The organism is Bacillus sp. 2175 (genome assembly GCF_057812155.1).
Genome location: NZ_CM173819.1, coordinates 4,922,703 through 4,937,551 on the forward strand (window position 1 = coordinate 4,922,703; position 14,849 = coordinate 4,937,551).

A 14,849-nucleotide genomic window follows, 5' to 3' on the forward strand; every position below is an offset into this window, starting at 1 on the left:
ATGTAAAAGGAGTGAAATACATTGCGAATTGGAGAATTATCAAAAGAAACTGGCGTTAGTGAAAGATCACTAAGACATTACGAAGAAAAGGGCTTACTCCCTTCTAAGCGCCTTGCGAATGGTTACCGTGATTTTGATGAAAGTGCCATCGAAAAAGTGGAGCTTATTCAAATGTACTTACAAATTGGCTTAAATTTAGAAGAGACGGCAAGGATGCTGCGCTGCCTTGAAATTGAACCGCACCTGTACGACAATCCGTGCAGCAGTATCCTTACGCTTTACGAAGATAAACTCAATGAAGTAACAAAGCAAATCTCATTGCTTTCCAACATCCAAACGAATTTGCAAAAACACGTTTCACTCCTAAAACATGCAAAAGAAAAGGGATGATTACATGTTTGTTATACATGGCAGTTCAAGACAAAACGGAAATACAGAAGCTTTAACACATATGATGATAGAGGACATTGAAACAGAACAAATTTATTTGCGTGATCATACTGTCTATCCTATTACAGACCAACGTCATGATGCAGAAGGATTCCAATCCGTAAATGATGACTATGAGCAGTTAACGAAACGCATGCTAGAACACGACACGATTATCTTTGCTACACCATTATATTGGTACGGAATGAGTGGACATATGAAAAATTTTGTTGATCGCTGGTCACAAAGCTTGCGCGATACATCCCTTCATTTCAAAGAAAAAATGAAAGGCAAAAAAATGTATGTTGTCATCGTTGGCGGGGACAACCCAAAGGTAAAAGCATTACCGCTTATTGCTCAATTCCAATATATCTTTGATTTTGTTGGCTCTTCATTTGAAGGTTATGTTATCGGGAATGCGAATGGACTGGATGAAATTAAAAACGATGCTGAGGCGCTGGCAAAAGCACAATTGTATAATGATACATTCAAAAATAGCGAACAGAAATAAGTTTGACAAACCCTTTTGTATGCGCATACAATAAAAGTAATATTATGAAAGGAAGGTACTTTGACCAATGAAGTTCTAATTCTCTTATTTATTTCATCCATCACAAATAGTGAACAAAAATGATGAAAACTAGCAGGGGATTAGTCTGTCCATTTGTCGATACTTTCTTTCGAAACGATCATGTAAAAAATCGTTTATTTATGTACGATTTTTTTACATACAAGGGCGACGTTTATCCTCTCTAGTGAAACTAGGGAGGTTTTTTTATGACTATTTTATTCGCAAGTAATATTGAAAAGAGCTTTGGTGATCGCACACTATTTACATTACCATCACTGGAAATTCAAGCACAGGATCGCATAGGAATTGTCGGAGTCAACGGAGCTGGTAAATCTACGTTATTACAAATATTAAGTAAAGAAATAGAAGCTGACAGAGGCATAGTAACTCATCATAGTTCTATCAGCATCATTCCTCAGCTTAGCGAAGAACTACCGGAAACTGCTTCTTCTCTTGCAAAAGGAAAATGGAGTATTTCAAACGTTACCGACGCAATGAGCGGCGGTGAACGAATGCGGCTAAAGATCGCCCATGCTCTCGAACAAAATGCAGGCATTTTATTCGCTGATGAACCAACAAGCCACTTAGATATGGTCGGTACAGAGCAATTAGAAAAGGCACTTTCGTCTTATAAAGGAGCACTTGTTTTAATATCGCATGATCGTGAATTTCTAGATAATATATGTACCAAAATTATTGAAATTGAAGACGGTACTATTCAAGAGTACAAAGGGAATTATTCAAACTATCGAAAACAAAAAGAACGTGAACGAATACAAAAACAAGCAGAATATGAGCAATATGTACAAGAAAAAAATCGTTTAGAACAGTCCATTCTACAAAGAAAGCAACGTGCTTCTAACATGACAAAAATCCCAACGCGGTTCAGTTCATCTGAATCTAGACTTTATAGGTTAAGTGGGGCTCATGGCCAAGAACAGGTTAGCAAAGCAGCGAAGGCATTAGAGACACGTCTCGAAAAACTAGAAAAGAAGGAAAAGCCAAAGGATCTTTCTCAAGCTCAATTTGACGTGCAATACCATACTCCCATTCATAGTAAGGTGGCAGTACAATTCAATAAAGCAACAAAGAAAATAGGCGACCGCACACTATTTAAAAATATGAATGGAACTATTGCCCCTGGTGCAAAGCTTGCCGTTTTAGGGGCAAATGGAAGCGGCAAAACCACTTTGTTCAACATGCTTCTCACAAACGAGCGTGGCATGCAGCTATCGAAAAGTTGTAAAATTGGATACTTCGAACAAACATTATCTATTTTAAAAACAGATAAAACCATTTTAGAAAATGTTCTAGAAGAAACAAACTATACAGAAGCATTCGTTCGCACAATACTTGCACGACTTCTATTCCGCCGTGAGGATGTTCATAAACCTGTGCATGTTCTAAGCGGGGGTGAACGAATGAAGGTTGCACTCGCAAAAGTATTTTTAGGAAACTATAATATGCTTCTGCTAGATGAACCGACAAACTATTTAGACTTAGCAACGCAAGAAGAATTAGAAACCATGTTACAAGAATATCCTGGCACAATACTTTTCATTAGCCATGACCGTGCCTTTATTCGCTCTGTTGCAGACCATATTCTACAAGTAGATGAGAGTGAACCAAGAATCTTCCACGGTAATTACGAGCAATACACAAAAAGAACCACCGGAGCTTCTGTAAACGCTACTGAGCAAGAATTGTTACGATTACAAACAAAATTAACAGAAGTCATCGGCCGGATTTCCATTCCAAATCATCACGATGACATCACATCTCTCGAACAAGAATACGCAAAATTATTAACTCAAATTCAAAAATGTAAAGAAGCGCTCTAATGTCTTCCCTATATATCGACGGGGCCTTCCACATTTCCCAAGAAATATTGAAACTTCGACATACAAAGTAAAAAGCCGTGCATCAGCACGGCTTTTTACTTTATATGCGGACAGCAGTCCCGCTCACCGCAACCATTAACATACCTTCGCGAACTACTTCGTAATCCACGTCGATACCAACAATTGCATTTGCATTTTTTTGTCTTGCGAAAGTTTTCATCTCTTCCATTGCGATGTCGCGTGCTTCTTTTAATTTACTTTCATAAGCGCCAGCACGACCACCGACAACGTCACGAACAGAAGCGAAAAGGTCACGAACGATATTCGCACCCATAATCGCTTCTCCATTGACGATATCGATATACTCAATAATTTCTTTTCCTTGAATTGTAGACGTTGTTGTTACAATCATACTTTATAGCCTCCCATATGAGATTTTTACCTACTTATGGTGCACTAATTCAGTACAAATTATATTTACGAACTAAACTGAGCTTCGTATAACCTACTGTATCCTCCGCCTTGCTCAATTAATTCATTATGTGAACCTTGTTCTGCAATGCCATCTTTATTTACAACGACGATGCGATCTGCATTTTTAATCGTTGCAAGTCTGTGAGCGATAACTAGCGTTGTGCGACCGACAGCTAATTCAGCAAGCGATTTTTGAATCGCAAGTTCTGTCTCTGTATCTAGTGCAGAAGTTGCTTCATCCAATATTAAAATTGGCGGGTTTTTCAAGAACATACGAGCAATAGCTAGACGCTGCTTTTGTCCACCTGAAAGTTTCACGCCGCGCTCACCGATAACAGTATCTAAACCTTCCGGCTGTGAGTAAATTAAATCTTCTAACTGCGCACGTTTTACTGCCTGCCAAATTTCAGGCTCTGATGCCTTTAAATTTCCGTAAGCGATATTTTCACGAATTGTTCCTGAAAATAAGAACACGTCTTGCTGCACAATTCCAATTTGCTTACGAAGTGAAGATAATGTCATATCTTTCGTATCAATCCCATCAATTTGAATTGATCCAGATGATTGCTCATAAAAACGTGGTAATAGGCTACATAACGTCGTTTTCCCAGCTCCTGATGGTCCAACGAACGCAACCGTTTCACCTGCATGTATTTTCAAACTAATGTCATTTAAAATTGGTTCTTTATTTTCATATCCGAACGTAATGTTGTTATATTGAATATCACCATGTACATGTTTAACTTCCATTGCATCTTTAGAGTCTACAATGTCAGGCTCTGTTTCAAGAAGCTCTACATATCTTTTAAAACCGGCGATTCCCTTCGGATAGCTTTCGATTACCGCGTTAATTTTTTCAATTGGGCGGAAGAAAATATTCGTTAATAGAACGAATCCGATAAATCCACCGTACGTTAATTCTCCTTGCAGAACAAACCATGTACCGCATATTAAGACGAAGAGCGTTACGAGCCGCATGAGCATATAACTAATCGATGAATTTAACGCCATAATTTTATACGCCATTAATTTCGTTGTACGGAAACGAGCGTTGTTGACAGCAAATTGCTCTTTCTCAAACTTTTCATTTCCGAATGCTTGTACAACACGAATTCCCCCAACATTGTTCTCAATGCATGCATTAAAATCAGCAACGTCTGAGAATAAACGTCTAAATGTACCTGTCATTTTTTTATTAAAGTAAAGTGCTAACCATAATAGGAATGGAATGACGAAGAACGTTAATAACGCTAACTTCCAGTTGATCATCATCATAAATGAGAATGCCCCAACTAAAGTCATTACGGCGATAAATAGATCTTCTGGTCCATGGTGAGCAATTTCCCCAATTTCCATTAAATCGTTTGTAAGGCGTGAAATTAAATGACCAGTTTTATTATTATCAAAAAATCTGAATGATAGCTTTTGAATATGATCAAATAATTTCTGCCTCATATCTGTTTCAATGTTAACACCAAGCATATGTCCCCAATATGTAACGACATATTGTAAGCCTGCATTTAACATATAAACTGCGAGTAAACCGAAACAAGCCCATAAAATAAGCGTCCAGTTTTGCCCTGGCAATAACTTATCAATAAATTGATTTACGATAAGCGGGAAGCCGAGTTCTAATAATCCTGCGACAACCGCACAAGAAAAGTCGAGTATAAATAAACCTTTATACGGTTTATAGTACGAGAAAAATTTACGCAGCATATCTTACCTCCATTTTCCAAAATTAAAAAGACTCCCTAAATGATAACCATTATCAAATAATTATTCAAGTTATCCGTCTATGAAACTGAAAATAAGCTTTGCGATAGTTGTCGTTTTTTGCTGGAAAGTCGATATATTCGAATAATCGCCGATATATTTCGAGTTGCGCTGATATATTCGGATAATCGCCGATATAAATTTCATTTACTAACTACCCTTCCCCCAAAAAAACAAAAAAGGTATCACCACAAGGTGATACCTCTCCTTCTATTACATCGCTTCCGAATCCCACTCGTGCTCCTGCTCAACGAATACAATACCTAATTCGTGATGCCCACCAGCATATAATGCAGTTTGTGCAAGACGAAGCTCACCATTTGTATCTAATACTTCTAATTTACAAAATGCTCCTGTCGTCTTCGTTTGAAGCGCATCATAAAATTCCTCGGCGCTTTTTGGAATGACTCCATTTACTTTCGTAATAATTTCTCCAGGCAGTAATTTTAGCTCTGCTCCAATTGTATTTGGAATTGTATCTAGTACAACGAGCCCATCATTGCGTGCAGCAAAATATGCTGGTCTTGTTTCATCGGCAATTTTCTCTTGCATCGAGATTGTGAAACGCCCAAGCATTGCGACTCCCATCGCGATAATTGCAAGTACGTGCCACCAGTAACTTGCGACTCCTAAAACGAGCACAAGTCCTGCTAATCCATAAACACGTCTTCCTGTAAATAATAAGGCTTCCGTCGGCTCATAACTTTTAATCTTTCTCATAAATCCAATTAAAAATGGAACGAGGAATAGAGAATATGTATTTGAACCGATTGAAACGACAGGCCACCATGAAATAAACTGCGTTACCGCATCACCCGGTACAAGAATAAAAATAGGAACGATCCATAAACGCTTTGATTCGTGTAAACCAATCTTTAATCCACGCTTCCCCTTCCTAATCCTCGGCGTCGAATATCCTACTGCGTTTTTAGAAATCAATAAGCCTTCTACAATAAGCATAACGCCTAGTAAAATAACAAGGGATACAATGGTACTCTCTTCACCTTCTCGAAGCTGTAAAAAGGAAACTGGTAGCTTAGAAGATAATAGAACACATACAATCGCAATGCTAAATGTATAAGCCGCCGATAAATATCGATACATAGCCGTTAATCCAAATAGTAACGTCCAAATTAAAATGGCCCATAAGCTCGCTTTAGAAACAACAAGTCCAAGCCCAATCGTAACAATAGATACTACTAATCCGTATCCAATCCCTTCAAATAGAGAGGTTCGCAGTTCAAACCAAATATCATAAACTTTAAAAGAAAAATCTTTTCGTTCTCTTAACATACGTAAGTATCCAACGAAGATACTACTTATTACAAATATATAGACAGCAGGGTGTAAGAAAAAACGTCCAACTGCCCGCATTATTTCAAAAATCCACGCCTCCATGAACTCATTCACCACCATTTATATCATTCTTTCTTTTTATATTATCATAACTAAACAAACGTTTGTTTAACACAAAAAAATACAGGCAGCAAACTGCCTGTATTTCTTCTTATTTTGCCATTAATTTTAATGCTGACTGTAATTGTAGATCATTTTCTCCAGAACGAATTTTTTCGATAATTTTAGTTTGAATCGCTTCAGCTGTCTTTTTATCAAGCTGTCCTGTCGCTTCCATCTCATTTGCATTTTGGAATGCTTTCAGAGCCGATTCTGTCTCTTTACTAAAGTATCCATCTTCACGACCTGGTACATACCCTAAGCTCTTAAGCATTTCTTGAGCATGTTTTACTTGTACATCATTTGAATTGTATGAAAGTGTTTTTTCAATTTGAATTGGTGTCGCATGATAATAATTTGGTTGCTTCACTTCTACTGTTGGCGCGATTCCTTTTTTATGAATCCAGTTCCCATCCGGTGTTAACCATTTAAACATCGTTAATTTAATGTTGCTGCCGTCTTTAAATGGAACAGCTTGCTGGACAGTACCTTTACCAAATGTCTTTTCACCAATTAAATCGTATCCTTCTCCTTCTTTTAGCGCACCCGCTAAAATCTCTGAAGCAGAAGCACTTCCATTATCAATTAATACTGAAATTGGATATGGTTTTCTCTCTTTCAGTTCCGTAGAGAATTTCTTCTTCTCACCATTTCGCTGCTCTACTTGTAGCATCGGCTTTTTATTCGTCATAATTTCCCCTAGTATATCTTCTACACTATTTAAATAGCCACCAGGATTACCACGTACGTCAATAACTAAGCCTTTTATATTTTTCTTCTCTAACTCTTTTAACTGATCCTTAAATTCTTTCGCTGTATTTTCAGCAAAAGAAGTGATTTGCATATAACCGATATCTTTTCCACTCTCTTGCTTCACAGAACTAAATACTGTAAAGATTGGAATCTTTTCACGCTTAATTTTAAATACGATCGGATCAGTTACTCCCGCACGTTTAATTTCAATTGCGACAGTCGTTCCCTTTTTACCACGAATTTTTAATACTGCTTCTTCACGTGATAAGTCTTTCACACTGTTTCCATCTACAGATAAAATTTGGTCATTCGGTTTAATTCCTATCTTTTCTGCTGGTGAACCTTTAATTGGCGATACGATAATAAGCTTACCGTCCGTCTTGTTCACCTCAGCCCCAATCCCCTCTAATTCGGGATCAAGCGATTCACTAAACTGTTTGGCTGTTTCTTTATCCATATACGTGGAATAAGGGTCCTTCAGCGTAGACAACATACCTTGTATTGCACCTTCAACTAACTTTTCATCTTTCACGTCTTCCACATAACGTGAATCAATTAGTGCATACGCCTCATTAATTTTTGCCAAATTCCCTTGCGCAGTGCTAGCATTCCCACTCGAAATTGTTTGCGTTACTTCTGATGGGTTAACCCCAAATACAGACATGCCTGCAAACATTCCGCCAGCACCAATTAAAAATGCAACAACCATTCCAATAATTGCAACTCTACGTTTCAATGCGGAATTCCCCTTTCCAAAACACACAGGTGGTGTAGCAAAAGGCATCACACAGTGTGTGATGCCTTTACCTATTTCTACTATATGATAAGCTTGTACGAATTATGTTTGCAACTTTTTATACTTTTAAGAAGCGACGAATTGACATTACACTTCCCCACATACCGATTAAAGCACCGATTAACACTAGTAAACCAGCTAATTGGAATACGAACGGACTGTATGGTAGAAGCTCGAAAATTGTTCCGCCAAGTTTTTCATTAAACACACCTTGCAACGAATTATACGTAATTAGAATTAGGCCAATTGGAATAATTGATCCTAATACTCCTAAGAATAATCCCTCTAGCAAGAATGGCCAACGAATAAACCAGTTTGTTGCACCAACAAGTTTCATAATTTCAATTTCTGTACTACGAGCATAAATTGTAATTTTAATTGTATTAGAGATTAAGAACATCGCTGTGAATAAAAGACCAGCAATTAACGCAATCCCAATGTTACGACCAGTTTTTACAGTATCAAATAATCGTTCAACTTGCCCTTTTCCGTACTGAACATTACTAACAAACTGCATTTTTTCAACCTTCTTCGCGATTGTCGCTGTATCGGTTGGCTCTTTTGCTTTTACAACGAATACGTTTTTAAGTGGGTTATCTTGTTCAAATAACTCAAACGTTTTTCCACTATCACCTAAGCTTTTAATTAAACGTTTTAACTCTTCTTCTTTAGAAGAATATTTAATAGAATCTACTTTTGCAATCTTACTCATATCTTCTTCTAATTTCTTTTGATCCGCTTCTTTTGCAGCTGGATCAATGTGTACACGAATCTCTACATCTTGCTCTACTTTCGTCGCAAAATGGTTCATATTCATAATCGCTGTTAAAAAGACACCTACAAGTAATAATGTAACTGTTACTGCACTAACAGAAGCAAATGTCATCCATCCGTTACGTGATAGATTCTTTACACCTTCTCGCAAATGTCGACTAAGGGTCTTAGCCTTCATATCCGTATCCTCCCTCAATCTCATCTCGAACAATTTTTCCGCCTTCAATCGCGATTACACGATGACGGATTGTATTTACGATATCTGCATTATGCGTCGCCATAACGATCGTTGTGCCGCGCTCATTAATGCGAGTAAAAATATTCATAATATCAAGAGCTGTTTCAATATCTAAGTTACCTGTTGGCTCATCGGCAATTACAACCTTTGGTCTATTTACAATTGCTCTTGCAATAGCCACACGTTGTTGCTCCCCGCCCGAAAGCTCACTTGGAAGTGCGTCTGCACGATCTTCAAGGCCTACAAGACCTAGCACTTCTGTTACACGCTCACGAATTGCATCCGGTTCTTCTTCAATTACTTCTAAAGCAAACGAAACATTCTCATATACCGTTAATTTAGGTAGCAATTTAAAATCTTGGAAAATTACGCCTAATTGACGACGAAAATACGGAACGTCTCTTTCTGCCAATGTTTCGATAGTAAGTCCATTTACATTAATAGATCCTGTAGATGGTTTCTCTTCACGATACATCATTTTAATAAATGTAGATTTCCCGGCTCCACTCGGTCCAACTACGTATACGAATTCACCTTGTTTAATGTTAACTGTAAGACCAGCAATGGCTTTCATACCATTCGGGTACTCCTTATAAACATTCGTCATTTTTATCATTATTTATCACCCAATACTTAATGATTTTTTTCGAAATACTTTTCTGTACATCTGAAAATAAAAGACATCCTTCATTTTCATTTATTCATCCTTGTTGAAGGTAGTTTACTTATGCTTTCTCATAAGCAATACCACTCTATGTAATATATTTCAGCAAAATTCTACAAACCCCATTGTAACATCAAACGGTTTCCAATTTGGATACATTTTTGTTACAGTTATGTTACATACCAGAAAAAAGGAAAACGAGTTGACTATATTATCAACTCGTCCATTTCACCTTTTTTATTTATGTTCAGCTAACCATTCAGATACTTTTTTCGCATCTTCACCTTGAATAAGTCCTGGTGACATTGAACCGCGGCCTTTTTTAATAATCTCTTCGATATCTGCAGCGTCGTACTTACCGCCTACTTTTCTTAAATCAGGTCCAGTTGCCCCTGATAAATCTGTTGCGTGACATCCCGCACAACTTCTTTGGAAAATTTGTTCTGCGCTGTCTGTGCTTGCAGACTGTTTCGAAGACTTACTCTCTTCTTTATTTCCGCATGCTCCTAAAGCAAAAACAACCGATGTCCCTAGCGCAATAGCCAACAATTTCTTTTTCACTTCTATCGCTCCCTATTGTTGATATTCTTTTTATTCCTAACACACTCATTTTCATTATAAGCATTATCTTTATATAGAAAAACTAAGGTGTATTTCATATTCCTCAAAAATACAGTGAGAACCTTGATAAAATAAAGCTTTCATAAGTTGTTTCAATTCTGTGAACAACTAAAAAAACTTCTATAAAGTATCCTTTTTAAAAGGAAAATTAGAAAAGTTCTATATAAATCTTTACCCTATTACCGCTCTATTTTACTATTCTCTACTTTTTACAAAACAATATACAGCATTGTAATCTACATATAATCCCATCAAAAAGAGAAGTTGTCGTTTCCAACTTCTCTTCCTCTTTACTTCATCTATAAAAATAAAATCAAATTCTTTATATCCTCTATTGTCCTCAGCATGCGCCAACAATTTCGTTGGCTTTTTTTCGCTTATTAGATGCGAGAACGTAAGTAAGCATCAATAAATGGATCAATCTCTCCATCCATAACAGCTTGTACGTTACCAACCTCCGTATTTGTACGATGGTCTTTTACAAGAGAATACGGGTGGAATACATAAGAACGGATTTGGCTACCCCATCCGATTTCTTTTTGCTCTCCGCGAATTTCATCTAATTCTGCTTGTTGCTCTTCTAGTTTCTTTTGATATAATTTCGCTTTTAACATTTTCATCGCATGCTCACGGTTTTTAATTTGAGAGCGCTCCGACTGACATGTTACAACCGTATTTGTCGGTGTATGTGTAATACGAACTGCTGAATCTGTCGTATTTACGTGCTGCCCACCAGCTCCACTTGCTCGGTACGTATCAATTTTTAAATCTTCTGTACGTACTTCGATTTCAACTTCATCATTGAACTCTGGTACAACTTCACAAGATACGAACGATGTATGACGGCGCCCTGAAGAATCGAATGGTGAAATACGTACAAGACGATGTACACCTTTCTCTGCTTTTAAGTAACCGTAAGCGTTATGACCTTTAATTAATAAAGTTACACTCTTAATACCAGCTTCATCACCTGGTAAATAATCAACCGTTTCTACTTTGAATCCGCGTTTTTCAGCCCAGCGTGTGTACATACGTAATAACATAGAACCCCAGTCTTGTGACTCAGTTCCACCTGCACCTGGATGTAATTCTAAAATCGCATTATTTTTATCATAAGGATCACTTAATAGTAACTGAAGCTCATACTCATTCATTTCTTGAATTAAGCCTTTTACTTCTGATTCTAATTCCTCATGTAAATCTTCATCATACTCTTCTTTTAAAAGCTCATGCGTGATTTCTAAATTTTCGAACGTCTCATCTAACTGACGGAACTTTCCAACCATATCTTTTAACGCATTCGCTTCATTAATTACAGCTTGTGCGCCTTGTTGGTCATCCCAAAATCCTGCGCCCATCATTTTTTCTTCTAATTCTGCAATTTGTTTCTCCTTAGTAGGGAGGTCAAAGAGACCCCCTAAAAGCCGCTAATCGCTTAGCCATTTTCTCTAATTCCTGTCTAATTTCTACTAATTCCATTTCCTTCACCTCTATGTAATTGCTGTTACTTTCGTATGAAAACAAGGGAAACTCTCTCCACTTATTACGGAGAGAGTTTAATCCTTCTTAATTATACATTTTTGATATAAAAGTTTGCAAAACAGCCAAAGCTACCGTCCTATATTACTGAACGATACCACAGCAGTTTTTATATTTTTTACCGCTACCACATTTACATAAATCGTTGCGGCCCACTTGGTCACCTTTTACAACTGGCTTTTTCTTTGCTTCTTCGCCATCACTAGAAGGATGAACAGCTTCACCTTGCACAACTTCTTGACGTTCTAAGTTTTGTTCAATTTCAGCTTTCATAATGTAACGAGAAATTTCCTCTTCAATAGAAGCAACCATTGACTCGAACATCGCGAACCCTTCCATTTGGTACTCACGAAGTGGATCGATTTGACCGTAAGCACGTAAATGAATACCTTCACGAAGGTGATCCATCGCATCAATATGCTCTGTCCATTTCGTATCTACAACGCGGAATACAACAACCTTCTCAAACTCACGCATTTGCTCTTCTGGCATAAGCTTTTCCTTTTCATTGTATCGCTCTATTAATTTCGCGATAATCGGTTCGCTCATTTCCTCAGGAGCAAGGCGACGTAATTCTTCTTCTTTTACATCTCCGTCTTGAAGAAGGTTTGTATTTAAGTAGTCAACAAGACCTTTAATGTTCCAATCTTCTTCAATTTCCTCTTGTGTATGAAGGGCAACAGCACGTTCTACTGTAGATTTCATCATACCTTCAATAATGCCGCGTAAGTTGTCAGACTCCATTACCTCTTGACGCTGTTTGTAAATAACTTCACGTTGTTGACGAAGTACATCATCATATTGCAGTAACTGCTTACGTGCATCATAGTTATTTCCTTCAACACGTTTTTGTGCAGATTCTACCGCACGAGAAACCATTTTACTTTCAATCGGCTGAGAATCATCCATACCAAGGCGGTCCATCATTGCTTTCATATTATCTGAACCAAATCGGCGCATTAATTCATCTTCCATCGATAAGTAGAACTGCGTAACACCAGGGTCCCCTTGACGACCAGCACGACCACGTAACTGATTATCAATACGACGACTTTCGTGACGCTCTGTACCGATAACTGCTAAACCAACGTTTTTCACATCGTCTCCAAGCTTAATATCTGTACCACGACCTGCCATGTTCGTCGCGATTGTTACAGCACCTTTCATACCAGCCTCTGCAATGATATCTGCTTCACGAGCATGGTTTTTCGCATTTAAGATGTTATGACGTACACCTTTACGCGTTAACATTTTTGAAATAAGCTCTGAAGTTTCAATTGCAACTGTACCTACAAGAACAGGTTGTCCTTTTTTATGACGATTTACAATATCCTCAACAACAGCATTGAACTTACCTTCCATTGATTTAAAGATTAAATCGGCACGATCATCACGAATAATCGGTTTGTTTGTCGGAATTACAATAACGTTCATATTGTAAATGTTACGGAATTCCTCTTCCTCTGTTTTCGCTGTACCAGTCATACCAGATAATTTTTCATACATACGGAAGTAGTTCTGGAATGTAATTGTTGCAAGCGTCATGCTTTCATTTTGAATTTCTACACCTTCTTTTGCTTCAATCGCTTGGTGTAATCCTTCGCTATAACGACGACCTTTCATAAGACGACCAGTGAATTGGTCTACAATTACGATTTCGCCTTCTTGTACAACATAATCTGTATCACGGTGCATAACAACGTGTGCACGAAGCCCCTGATTAATATGGTGAAGAAGTGCTACATGTTTTAAATCGAATAAGTTTTCAATATGGAAAGCTTTCTCCGCTTTCGTAATACCATCTTCTGTTAGCATTACATTTTTCGTTTTCACATCAAATGAATAATCTTTTTCATTTTCTAACGTACGAACAAATGCATTTGCAAACATGTATAGCTCTGTTGATTTTTGAGCTTGTCCTGAAATAATAAGCGGCGTACGTGCTTCATCGACTAAAATAGAATCGACTTCATCGATAATAGCAAAGTGAAGTGGACGTTGAACGCACTGCTCTTTATATAAAACCATGTTATCACGTAAGTAATCGAATCCAAGCTCATTATTTGTGCTATACGTAATATCAGCAGCATAAGCCTCTTGTTTCTCTTCGCGTGACATACTATTTAAGTTAATTCCTACCGTTAAGCCAAGGAACTCATGAAGTTGTCCCATTTCGCTCGCATCACGTTGTGCTAAATATTCATTGACTGTAACAACATGAACACCTTTTCCTGTTAATGCATTTAAATATACAGGTAATGTAGATGTTAACGTTTTACCTTCACCCGTTTTCATCTCAGAAATATTCCCTTCATGTAAGGCAATACCACCCATTAACTGTACGCCATATGGACGCATTCCAAGAACACGAGTTGCCGCTTCGCGAACAACTGCAAAAGCTTCAGGTAGTAGATCATCTACTGTTTCACCTTTTGTTAGACGTTCTTTAAATTCAAGCGTCTTTCCTTTTAATTGTTCATCAGTTAGTGGCTTAATAGATGACTCTAATGCATCAATTTGCTCAACTGTCTTTTGCATACGTTTAATTTGGCGTTGATTTACATCAAACACCTTTTTTAAAATACCGATCATAGGAAATACGCTCCTCTTTTTATTAAAATAAAACTTCCGATTGTTTTCTTTTTCTCTATTACAATCAGTCGTTATAAAAATCAAATGTATGTTATGCCAATTTTTCTCCTAATTAAAAAAACTAAAATGTATATACCTAATGATAATTGTAACACTTGTCTTATAACTATGACAACAATCGGCAAGATGTCGGGCCTTATATTCAAAAAAAGTTTTTATTTCATTTGTTACGTTCCTTTTCTCTGTCTCGCTATTTCAATTTCACGTTACAAATTTCGTATTAAATCTAAGTCATATTCTTTCAAGTTTCCTTTGAAAGAATATGA

12 protein-coding genes are annotated in these 14,849 nt (G+C 37.3%); 3 read left to right on the forward strand and 9 right to left on the reverse strand.

The window, feature by feature from the left end:
- The first annotated feature begins 21 nt into the window (after positions 1–21).
- From ACXKY9_RS25795 to abc-f, 3 genes are all read left to right on the forward strand, one after another.
- A complete protein-coding gene (locus tag ACXKY9_RS25795) occupies positions 22–390 on the forward strand; it encodes a MerR family transcriptional regulator (protein WP_001219199.1) in 369 nt (122 codons plus the stop codon).
- 4 nt (positions 391–394) lie between these two features.
- Positions 395–940 carry a flavodoxin family protein gene (locus ACXKY9_RS25800; protein WP_000497612.1) on the forward strand — a complete coding sequence of 182 codons (546 nt, stop codon included), beginning with the start codon at positions 395–397 and terminating at the stop codon, positions 938–940.
- A 266-nt stretch (positions 941–1,206) separates the two neighbouring features.
- Entirely contained in the window at positions 1,207–2,841 is a 1,635-nt protein-coding gene (gene abc-f, locus ACXKY9_RS25805) for a ribosomal protection-like ABC-F family protein (RefSeq protein WP_000153778.1), read from the forward strand.
- Between the two features lie 100 nt (positions 2,842–2,941).
- On the opposite strand, the gene ACXKY9_RS25810 is transcribed toward abc-f, so the two are convergent.
- The 9 genes from ACXKY9_RS25810 to secA all read right to left on the reverse strand — a co-directional run bounded on the left by ACXKY9_RS25810 (position 2,942) and on the right by secA (position 14,523).
- Positions 2,942–3,253, reverse strand: coding sequence for a heavy metal-binding domain-containing protein (locus ACXKY9_RS25810; RefSeq protein WP_000637523.1), 312 nt, complete (start codon positions 3,251–3,253; stop codon positions 2,942–2,944).
- A gap of 65 nt (positions 3,254–3,318) precedes the next feature.
- A complete protein-coding gene (locus ACXKY9_RS25815) occupies positions 3,319–5,034 on the reverse strand; it encodes an ABC transporter ATP-binding protein (RefSeq protein ID WP_000944624.1) in 1,716 nt (571 codons plus the stop codon).
- Between the two features lie 270 nt (positions 5,035–5,304).
- Entirely contained in the window at positions 5,305–6,489 is a 1,185-nt protein-coding gene (locus tag ACXKY9_RS25820) for a PDZ domain-containing protein (protein ID WP_000388617.1), read from the reverse strand.
- A 109-nt stretch (positions 6,490–6,598) separates the two neighbouring features.
- Positions 6,599–8,035: a S41 family peptidase gene (locus tag ACXKY9_RS25825; RefSeq protein WP_000830313.1), complete on the reverse strand. Its 1,437-nt coding sequence runs from the start codon at positions 8,033–8,035 to the stop codon at positions 6,599–6,601.
- Positions 8,036–8,153: 118 nt separating this feature from the next.
- A complete protein-coding gene (gene ftsX, locus ACXKY9_RS25830; RefSeq protein ID WP_000645027.1) occupies positions 8,154–9,047 on the reverse strand; it encodes a permease-like cell division protein FtsX in 894 nt (297 codons plus the stop codon).
- Positions 9,037–9,723 (reverse strand): cell division ATP-binding protein FtsE, encoded by a 687-nt coding sequence (ftsE, locus tag ACXKY9_RS25835; protein WP_000594321.1) that lies wholly within the window; start codon positions 9,721–9,723, stop codon positions 9,037–9,039. Before ftsE ends, ftsX begins: the two co-directional genes overlap by 11 nt.
- Before the next feature lie 285 nt (positions 9,724–10,008).
- Positions 10,009–10,332: a cytochrome c551 gene (gene cccB / locus ACXKY9_RS25840; RefSeq protein WP_000727971.1), complete on the reverse strand. Its 324-nt coding sequence runs from the start codon at positions 10,330–10,332 to the stop codon at positions 10,009–10,011.
- A gap of 440 nt (positions 10,333–10,772) precedes the next feature.
- A protein-coding gene (gene prfB / locus ACXKY9_RS25845) for a peptide chain release factor 2 (protein ID WP_096001716.1) occupies positions 10,773–11,871 on the reverse strand; the annotation gives its coding sequence in 2 pieces (ribosomal slippage) (positions 10,773–11,798 and positions 11,800–11,871; 1,098 coding nt in all).
- A gap of 144 nt (positions 11,872–12,015) precedes the next feature.
- Complete coding sequence (gene secA, locus ACXKY9_RS25850) at positions 12,016–14,523, reverse strand: preprotein translocase subunit SecA (protein WP_000579387.1); 2,508 nt, start codon at positions 14,521–14,523, stop codon at positions 12,016–12,018.
- Between the last annotated feature and the right edge of the window lie 326 nt (positions 14,524–14,849).